We start from the raw sequence: 8,550 nt of genomic DNA, 5'->3' as shown, positions 1-8,550 counted from the left end.
CGCTTGATGAGCGTTACGCCCGATTCCGCTCAGGGGGCCGAAAGTGATCGGCTTCAGAGCGGAACAGGTGATCGGCTTGCCCCGGAATCAGTGATCGGCTTCGGGCGGAATGGGTGATCGGCTTGGAGCGGAATACGCACCGAGCAGCGCGAGCCACGAACGCGTCCGCTCCATCGCGCGCCTGCTCAATCACAGCGTCGGCGGCCTCGTGGTCCTCGCGACGTCTTGTCAGGTTGCTGGCCTTCTTGGCCTCAGCCTTCCGGCCCCAGTACCCCTTGCCCCTCTTGGGCCCGGAATGCTCCGTCTTTGTCCTTCCCCACGCCATTGCGGACTCCTATGCCGTGATGTGCAGCTTGAGGCCGAGCGAGCGCACGACCTTCTGCACGGTGGCAAACTCGGGATTGCCATCCGAAGACAGCGCCTTGTAGAGGCTCTCGCGTCCCAACCCGGTCTCGCGCGCGATCTCCGTCATCCCCTTGGCACGGGCGACGTCACCGAGGGCGGCGGCGAGCAACGCTGGATCGTCCTCCTCTATGGCAGCATCGAGATAGGCCGCGATCGCCTCATCAGAGTCGAGGTACTTCGCGGGGTCCCAAGAGGTGGTATAGGTCTTGGTCTTCGCCATTGCAGGCCTCCTCACAAATCCCGGGCGAGCTCCTTGGCTCGCTCGATGTCGCGCTTCTGGCTCGACTTGTCGCCGCCGACGAGCAGGATGACGAGAACCTCGCCTTGCTGCTTGATGTAGATGCGGTAGCCGGGCCCGTACGTGATGCGAAGTTCCGACACACCCTCGCCGACCGGCTTGATGTCGCCAAGATTGCCGAGCGAGAGCCGACGGATCCGAGCAAGGATGCGCGCCTTGGCCTGCAGATCATGCAGCTTCTCGAACCACGATTTGTACTCCGCAGTCTGTCGAATCTCGATCATGCTGAGAGTGTATCCCATAGGATACGCGCTGGCAAGCGGGGTGATCGGCAGACGGCTGTGTGATTCGTTCTAACGTCGTGCGCATCAGCTGCGGCCGACGCGCCTCCAGGTCAGTCTCTCTTCTGGCCGTCAGCTGGATGCGCTTGTTCGAAACGCAGCTACGTCGTACGGATGAACGTGTGCCTAGTCGGTTCGTATGAGGATGTCCCACTTCTTGGAGTTGAACTCAGACAAAGACAGGACCCCGTCTTGGTGTAGCTCGTAGAGTTTCTTCATCTGAACGATGGCATCCGCACGTTTGTCGGGACGCTTGCCCAGGTAGAGATCCTTCGCTCGCCCCCACTCCTCCGCAGTCAGCACCCCTCCAGCGCGAAGGGCGGAAAGCTTCTCAAGTTCGTCGGCCACGGATGCCCCACCAGAGCCCGTTTCGCGGGCGGTGATTGCGGTCTCAATCGCGTGCTTAATGACGCCGGCAACCGCAGGGTCGGCTGCGCGAACGGAAAAGGATCTCCCCGAAGCGAGTTGTACAGTGACGTCTCTCCGTTTGGCGGACTTGGTGTCTGCCTTGTGCCCCCACGACGCCAGGAACGCGCCGCCGGCTGCCACTGTTGGTCCCAACAATGCGAGCAACAGCATGTCAGGCAGATTGAGCACCCCGATCAGCATCATTGCCAGACCTGCGACGACGAGTCCTGCCCCGAGAGCCATCGCGCTCTGATGCGCCTCGGACTCCTCTGCGGGTATCTTCGATACGCTCACCGCTGTCACGGCCGAGACAGGATACGTCGAGTCCTTGTGTGCCAGCTTCGCGCTCGTGACCACTAGGTTCTTCCCCGAGTAGTACTCAACCTCAGGCATACCGCCCCCAGATATCAATCGACGCGATCAGTATCCACTCCATGATGGCAGACCGTATGGGTCTGAGCGAGGGGCACGCATTAGTGGCTGTTTCGAACGTCCAGCGCATGAGCTGCGCGCCATGCGCTCTCTGGTCAGTCTACCTCGCGCGCGTCTGCTCGATGCGCTCGTTAGATGCGTCGCACGCGTCACCGATTAGGGTCGGACGCATTGTCCGCGGGCCTACTCACCTCGTCTAGGTAGAAGACCTCATCTTGCAGGTGGAACTTGATATCGGTCGTCCCCGCTTCGTCCCATGCCCACTCTGGGTGCGTGGTGGCTTCACTGAGCGTATCGCCAAAGTCCAAACCGGGCGATCCCGAGAACTTCGTGCGCTCGTCGTACCACATCGGGACGACGAGTACCGTCCTCACACCCTGAGCATGATCGTGGATTCCGACGTAGACCATCTGCCAGTGCCGTTCGATCGCACGCTGCTCGGGCGCGAATGCGACGCCACCGTCCGCCGGCATTAGGTTGACGTGGGAGAGCGTTCCATTGCTCTGCGAGTCCACCTGAACGAGCGCATCAGAGGGGGTTTCCCCCTCCTTCGGAGTGGCGCGCGCCTGACCTGAAGAGGGGGACGAGGATGAGCATGCGGTTATCAATGTGAGGGGCACAGCGACAGCCAGTACGAACAAGAGAATCCGCCACCTGACGTGCATTACCCTACCTCCTGCCAAAGAGCCGGTCATCAGACTGCATCTAACGTCTATGGGCATAACCTGCGGCCTGAACGCTTGCGGTGTCAACCGTGACGCTTCTGGCCGTCAGGTTGATGCCCCGGTTAGGTGTCTCGCGATTCCGTTGCAGACCGATAGCTGTCGAGAAACTCTCGAGGAGACAGCACCGAGGCGCCGCACCGCGCCTCAGCCGGAAAATGGACGAGGTTCCCACTCACAAGGTGTCTGGCCGAACACGCAATGGCCACTTCAAGGAACGGTTCGTCGTCTTCGTCCGGCAGTCGGACCACAAGGGGTTCAGCTGCACCGGTGACCGAGGAGTGCTCGATGAAGTAGAGCAGTGCTGACACGGCGTCGGAATCGAAGCCGAAGCGGGGTCGAGCCAGCACCTGAGCGTACTCCGTAAGCAGGCGGGCATCGACACAGAGTGTGACCGCTCCCGACGTGACCATCCGCAGAATCTCACCCGGCGGCCCGAACGGAGACAACAGCCCCGATACGAGGACATTGGTATCGAGGACGATCCTCACCGGTTGCGCACCCGCCGAACGGCAGCGATCTCAGCCTCGATGTCGGCATCCGTCAACAGATCCGTCTCTGCCTGTGCCGAACGCCGCTGAATGGACGCGACCGCCTCGATCGCACGCGCCTGCCTGATTGCGGCCAGCGACTCCTCGAGATTCGATTCCTGGACTGTGGAGAGTATTGCGATGGGGCGACCATTGCTGGTAACGACCATCTCACCTTCGCCGGGCAGTTGCCTCCAGATATCGGCCGACTTCCCGCGCAGGTCCCTAACGCTGACGAACTTCATGGTGACCTCCTTCGTGACAACAAGTGTATACACAATTGTCACGCGTTTCAATCACCGAACGATTGTGGCGAGAACACCTAACGTTGTTGCGCATCAGCTGCGGCCGATGCGCCTCACTTCACGAGTCTACCTTCTGGCCGTCAGCTGATGCGCTTGTTAGATGGACCGCGGACGCTAACCCTCCGCCTGGATTCGCTTCCAGTTGGCCTTGAAATACTCGAGTTGCTCCAGAGCATCAGTGACCCGGCGAGCAATGAGCTCAGCGTCAACACTCTCAGGCGTGTCGAAGTCGAGCATGCGCATGAACTTGCTCGTACCCGCCCGAAACACCCCTTCGGGATCGGCGAGAAGACCGCCGAAGTGGAAGTTGAGCGTGACCCGGTTCTTGGAGACGGCAATCGCGCAGATCCAATGGTGGAAGTCGCCGTCGAGGCCGTAGAGGAGCTGGCGCCACTTGATCGCGCTGTCGAGCGGAGCCACGGAGCGAATGGCAGCATCTATCTCGACGATGATGGGTCCTGCGTCAGGCCTGGCACCGCCCAGAAAGGTATCGAGTGCATCCGTGCCCACAATGGCTCCGTTCCATCTAACGTCTTCGCGCATCACCGGCGGCACGCGCGCGAGCGCTCCCCGCCCGAGTCTACCCGACGGGGCGTGCCGTCCGCGTGGATGCGCCTGTTAGTCAGGAGAGGGCAGCGATCCGCATGGCTGTCGCAATCCAGATGAGAAGCACAACATTCGCGGCGATGGAGGCAAAGAACAACGTCCGGAACGGCTGTTTCCGAGTCTTGTGCCTGAAGAACTCCTGCGCAACTAGCGCCCCCGGCCATCCGCCGATGAGTCCCAGGCCGATGAGCGTCCCTTCGCCGGTTCGCCTGTCGCCACTCTCCGCGGCCAACTTGTCTGACCCGTAGGTGAGAAACGCGAGACCGCTCATCGCAACATAGACGGCGGGTACGACCCACGCGACGGCACCGACGGCTGCGAGAAGGCACGTAAGTGTCAAGAACCCGCCCGCCACGAGTGCCACGGGACGAAGCGCAGACGAAGCTGGTGCCGATGGTCGGGCGGCTTGTGCAGGATTAGCCTTCGATCGAGGACCCGCCGCTGAGAGGAAGTGCACGTTCGCAGCACGAGCGCGGCCACGATCGTCCGTTCCGACGTCGTATGTAAGCAGATCGGTGACGATGGGGCGGCGCCTGTTGGGCGGAAAGGTGCTGACGTGAACGAACACCGTTGGTCCACCGTCGAGCGGCTGTATGTAGCCGAAGCCCCGGTCGTCGTTCCAGTCTGTGAGCCTACCCCGTTCCGCCATTGCGATCTCTCTGACTAACGTTGTTGCGCTTCAGCCGCGCACGCTGACTGACATGGTAGCCGAGGACTGGCGACGTCGGCTGGAAGCGCTTGTTAGCCACACGCAAGCACCTATGGCTTGGCTGTCTCACGACACTTCGGATAGTTGGTGCACCCGTAGAACTGCTCACCCTGACGGTCGCCACGCCCCGCAGTGCGCAACACCATCGGGATGCCGCACTTTGGGCATACGGGTGCTGCCGAGGGAGTCACTGACACTGCGGTCGGCGGTGCCGCTGGCGCGGCAGCCGGACCGCCCTGACTGAGATGCGGGCTCAGAAGCGCTGCGATATCGGCTGGCGCGTACGAAGCGCGCACCGGAACGTGAACCAGCGGCAGCGACGCAGCAGCGAACACAGCGTCCACGAACTCGTCCCGAGCCTGGCGATCGGCCCTCTGATGGCTGGAATCATCGAGTTCGAGGCCTAGACGGGGCCGCATCGTGGCGGAATCACAGATGAGGAAGTCAACGTGCTTCTGCGAGATTCGTCCGCGTGCACCTTGGTTCTCGTTTGGCCGCGCGACGAACAGGACATCGCTCAGATTCACCTTCGGGCAGACGGTCGCGGTGCCACCAATCGCGGTCACCAGCACGCGATAGAAGGACAACTCGGCAGGTGACAGGAAATCGTCACGCAGCCGATACGGAAGGTCGCCAACCGTTGGCGCCGAATCGGGTGTTCCCTTCATTCCGAACAGCGCACCAAGGCACCCTGGATTCCCGTTGCTCGCCAAGTGACTCCCCTAGTCTCTGGTTGTGGCGAACGTGTTTGGGCATAACCTGCGGCCCGAACGCTTGCGGTGTCAACCGTGACGCTTCTGGCCGTCAGGTTGATGCCCTGGTTAGGCGCCGCCGCACGTGTTGACACACGAATCCCCCCCCCCGTATCCTCCCGGCAATGGGGACTACTGGGAGGGGTGTTTGATATGCGAAAGCGTTTCCTTGTGCTGCTTGCGTGTTGCCTTGCCTCGGCTGCGGTGCTTCCCGCGTCGGGCCTTGCGGCCGGCAAAACGATGGGTGCCTACGAGTGCAACAACTACAGCACTTCTGACGCCAAGGTGTTCTACGACGGCGTGAAGAGCAAGGTTGCCGCCTACGGGATCTCACCACCATCAGAGCTGAAGCTGAAGAGCGGGATCGTCTACACGTCCTTCGACAGGAAAGACCTGGCAGTCAAGTACTGGGCGAGCCATGGAGACAACAGCGGCAATATTTGGGGGGACAACGGAGTCGGATACCATGGACCGACACTGGCGAAGAGGTGGGTGGGAGGGAATCTGGAGTTCGTGTTCCTGGCCGCCTGCCGCCAGCTGGATGGCTTGGGCACCAACCCGAGAGCGCGGTACGCCAACTCAATGGTTGGCTCACAGGGCCTGAGGGTCATTGCCGGGTATCACGAAAGCGCCCCTGGCTCTGGAGGCGACTACATCATCGCACAGACGGCCATCAACGAGATGAAGAACGGCGAGTCGGTGAAGTCGGCGTGGATGAAAGCGAACACCGCCTACAGCTCGACTACGAAGGCAAACTACTGCGTGCTGACGCACAGTGGCAGCGTCCAGTACTCTCGTTTCGAGGGATTTCCGGGTTCGACCTATCCGCGGCCAGGGGCGAGCAGCACGAGTATCTTGCGTTTCACGAACGCCTACCCGAACGGGACTAGCCAGCCTCGAATCAGCAGCGCGGCGGCGAAGACCGTCCCCGCCTTCGCCCTCAAAGCCAGACCCCGCAGCATCAAGTTCGCCGATACCGCCAAGCGCAAGTCATACGTTTCCTTCGGACAGACCAAACTGTCGGCTTCCGAGATCAAGGGCATTCCCCTCTCACGCACGACCACCGAGAGCGCATCGGCATTCTGCAATTCGTGGCTGCAACAGTCAGTCGACGGGTTGTCACCCTCAGATGTTCCGCGCGACGGCTACGAGGTCAGTCCGGTGGTCATGGCAGAAGTGAATCTCGAGGGCAGGGCTGACAAGGAGATCGAACTGCCCGTCGCCTACACTCTGTCCTTCGAGGGCTCGTACAAGGGGATCAGGGTCCCTGACAACCGCTTCGTCGCTATCGTTGATGATGCCGGCTTGAACTTCGCTGCCGCGACCTGGGCCGACTTCGAAGAGGTCCCGCTATCGGCGGAGCCCATGACTGCATCCGCTGCACGTGACATCCTTGTTGCAGACACCAAGAAGCGACACAAGGTCCGAGACAAGGCCATTAGGCAAGGCAGGTACACCAAACTAGACAAGTCCATGACGGCCGCGTCGTCCGTCCCCTCCGATGCAGAACTGGTCTTCGCTCTGGATGCTGACTCGGGCCTGTATCGACCCGCCTGGGAGTACAAGACGCCCTATGGCTTGGCTACCATCGACTGCATGGATGGGGATCTCAGCTACCGCTAGCACAGAGCATACGGGGTGATGTGAAGATGGGAATCGCACGAAGTGGTGTGCTGCTGATGGTGCCGTTGGCGCTGATGACCTCGGCAACGGCCGGCTGCGAGGGAGCCAGTCAGCCTTGGGAGACCGCAGCCTCTGTCGGCAGCGCGGGGGCGTCAGCAGCCGCCACTTCGGGCGGCCCCGGGACAACCTCGGCAACTGCGGTCACAGCCGAGACGACGGTGACGGCTCCCTTCCAGATCCCTGTGATCGAGCTGAGAGGGACTGAGCGGCCAGACGCCTCGGTGCGCCTTCGGAAGGGTCGCCTCACCCTCCCGCAAGGCGACGTGACTGCCGCAGTCGGCTGCATGGCGGGCAGTCCACTTGAAGTGCCGCAGGGCGACCTGAGAGAAGTGATCGGCGCGATCGAGTCGGCTTCGATGAAGCCCGGCACTGATGACACCCGTGTCTCCCAGCTGGACTCCTACCTGTATCTGGACGCCGACATCGGCGGAGGAGAGCACAGCGTCATCGACCTGCGGTTCGGTGCGGGGGACGCCGTTCTGCTCACGAACTACGGCTATAGCAGCGGGCCTAGCACGGATGCGGCGGTCTACTACCAGACTCGAAGCCCTCGCCTTGCCCAGCTCCTTCGAGATGCGGTGAGCTACAGGCAGTGGAATCGCGCCGCGTTACGTGAAGCCGAATCCGCCACGCTGCTCGAGCGCGGGTCGACCGTTCGCCATGCCCTGACGACGGAGGAGGCCGCGCGGGTCAAGGCTGCCGTTCTCCGTGCCGAACTCGCATCCGAGTACTCTCACCAGCGAACAGACTACGGCTGTGTCTTCGAGTTCGCGCTGCCCGGTGGCGAGAAGGAAACCGTCACGTACGACATCGGTGCGGGGAGACTCGGTCTGGGCACTGACCTCTACGAATTGGACACGGCAGACCGACTGGCCCTGAAATCGCTCATTGGCACGCGTGTTAACGCCGACAAGGTCCAGACTGAGATCACAAAGAGCGATGGGCGCTACCGCCAGTAGCACATTGGTTCCGGCCTCCACGCCAGGTCGACGGCGACCGCCTGCCAACCGCTTCCCCTACATAGGCGGTTGCCAGGTCAGGCGAACCGGCCCGGGAACTCGCGTTCGGCAATGGAGAGGATTGCGGCGAAGCGCATGGGCGCCGCGCCCGGCGACTCCCCTCATACGCCTAACGTGTTAGGTATGAGCGGCGGTCAATGACTTCCGATCATGCGCTCTCTGCATGATAGAGCGCTCGCGCCGTCCGCTGTTGCTCCTATGTCAACTCTACACTGCGATGGCGACCTCTCGGGCACCGAACTCTGCATGGATCATTCGCTCCGAGCGGGTCTGCTCAGCCCTGAGCATCGTCCTGAAGATCACTCTGCCGATGTGCCGCTTGAGGCATCTGAGCGCCTCGCGGTTGCTCATCCCCTCGGAGCGCTTGCGCTCGATGAAGGCGATGGCCGGCGGGTACATC

13 protein-coding genes are annotated in these 8,550 nt (G+C 61.9%); 2 read left to right on the top strand and 11 right to left on the bottom strand.

All coding sequences use genetic code 11. From position 1 onward, the window contains the following. Positions 1-13: 13 nt before the first annotated feature. From U1E26_11475 to U1E26_11430, 10 genes are all read right to left on the bottom strand, one after another. Positions 14-325, bottom strand: a complete 312-nt coding sequence (locus U1E26_11475) for a hypothetical protein (GenBank protein MDZ4170255.1) — start codon at positions 323-325, stop codon at positions 14-16. 9 nt (positions 326-334) lie between these two features. Beyond that, the gene (locus U1E26_11470) at positions 335-625 is read right to left on the bottom strand and encodes an addiction module antidote protein (GenBank protein MDZ4170254.1); all 291 of its coding nucleotides are present in this window, start codon (positions 623-625) and stop codon (positions 335-337) included. An 11-nt stretch (positions 626-636) separates the two neighbouring features. Continuing rightward, positions 637-927: a type II toxin-antitoxin system RelE/ParE family toxin gene (locus tag U1E26_11465; GenBank protein MDZ4170253.1), complete on the bottom strand. Its 291-nt coding sequence runs from the start codon at positions 925-927 to the stop codon at positions 637-639. Between the two features lie 183 nt (positions 928-1,110). Then, positions 1,111-1,785, bottom strand: a complete 675-nt coding sequence (locus U1E26_11460) for a DUF6232 family protein (protein MDZ4170252.1) — start codon at positions 1,783-1,785, stop codon at positions 1,111-1,113. Between the two features lie 188 nt (positions 1,786-1,973). Then, positions 1,974-2,339 carry a hypothetical protein gene (locus U1E26_11455; GenBank protein ID MDZ4170251.1) on the bottom strand — a complete coding sequence of 122 codons (366 nt, stop codon included), beginning with the start codon at positions 2,337-2,339 and terminating at the stop codon, positions 1,974-1,976. Between the two features lie 272 nt (positions 2,340-2,611). Continuing rightward, positions 2,612-3,037: a putative toxin-antitoxin system toxin component, PIN family gene (locus tag U1E26_11450; GenBank protein ID MDZ4170250.1), complete on the bottom strand. Its 426-nt coding sequence runs from the start codon at positions 3,035-3,037 to the stop codon at positions 2,612-2,614. Next, complete coding sequence (locus tag U1E26_11445) at positions 3,034-3,321, bottom strand: type II toxin-antitoxin system Phd/YefM family antitoxin (protein MDZ4170249.1); 288 nt, start codon at positions 3,319-3,321, stop codon at positions 3,034-3,036. The genes U1E26_11450 and U1E26_11445 overlap by 4 nt, the downstream gene beginning before the upstream one ends. A 174-nt stretch (positions 3,322-3,495) precedes the next feature. Next, positions 3,496-3,891 (bottom strand): DUF1801 domain-containing protein, encoded by a 396-nt coding sequence (locus U1E26_11440; protein ID MDZ4170248.1) that lies wholly within the window; start codon positions 3,889-3,891, stop codon positions 3,496-3,498. Between the two features lie 112 nt (positions 3,892-4,003). Continuing rightward, a complete protein-coding gene (locus U1E26_11435) occupies positions 4,004-4,636 on the bottom strand; it encodes a cold shock and DUF1294 domain-containing protein (GenBank protein ID MDZ4170247.1) in 633 nt (210 codons plus the stop codon). 110 nt (positions 4,637-4,746) lie between these two features. Continuing rightward, positions 4,747-5,364: a DUF2726 domain-containing protein gene (locus U1E26_11430; GenBank protein ID MDZ4170246.1), complete on the bottom strand. Its 618-nt coding sequence runs from the start codon at positions 5,362-5,364 to the stop codon at positions 4,747-4,749. 237 nt (positions 5,365-5,601) lie between these two features. On the opposite strand from U1E26_11430, the gene U1E26_11425 reads away from it, so the two are divergent. Together U1E26_11425 and U1E26_11420 are read left to right on the top strand one after the other, a co-directional pair. Then, positions 5,602-7,071 carry a DUF6345 domain-containing protein gene (locus U1E26_11425; protein ID MDZ4170245.1) on the top strand — a complete coding sequence of 490 codons (1,470 nt, stop codon included), beginning with the start codon at positions 5,602-5,604 and terminating at the stop codon, positions 7,069-7,071. A gap of 26 nt (positions 7,072-7,097) precedes the next feature. Further along, complete coding sequence (locus U1E26_11420) at positions 7,098-8,090, top strand: hypothetical protein (protein MDZ4170244.1); 993 nt, start codon at positions 7,098-7,100, stop codon at positions 8,088-8,090. A gap of 267 nt (positions 8,091-8,357) precedes the next feature. Here the strand turns inward: U1E26_11420 and U1E26_11415 are convergent. Next, positions 8,358-8,550: hypothetical protein (locus U1E26_11415; protein MDZ4170243.1), on the bottom strand; the 193-nt coding region annotated here is incomplete at its 5' end.

This window comes from Coriobacteriia bacterium, from assembly GCA_034370385.1.
GTDB lineage: Bacteria > Actinomycetota > Coriobacteriia > Anaerosomatales > PHET01 > JAXMKZ01.
The sequence above is the reverse complement of the archived record's forward strand: the minus strand, read 5'-3'. Positions and strand labels throughout refer to the sequence as shown.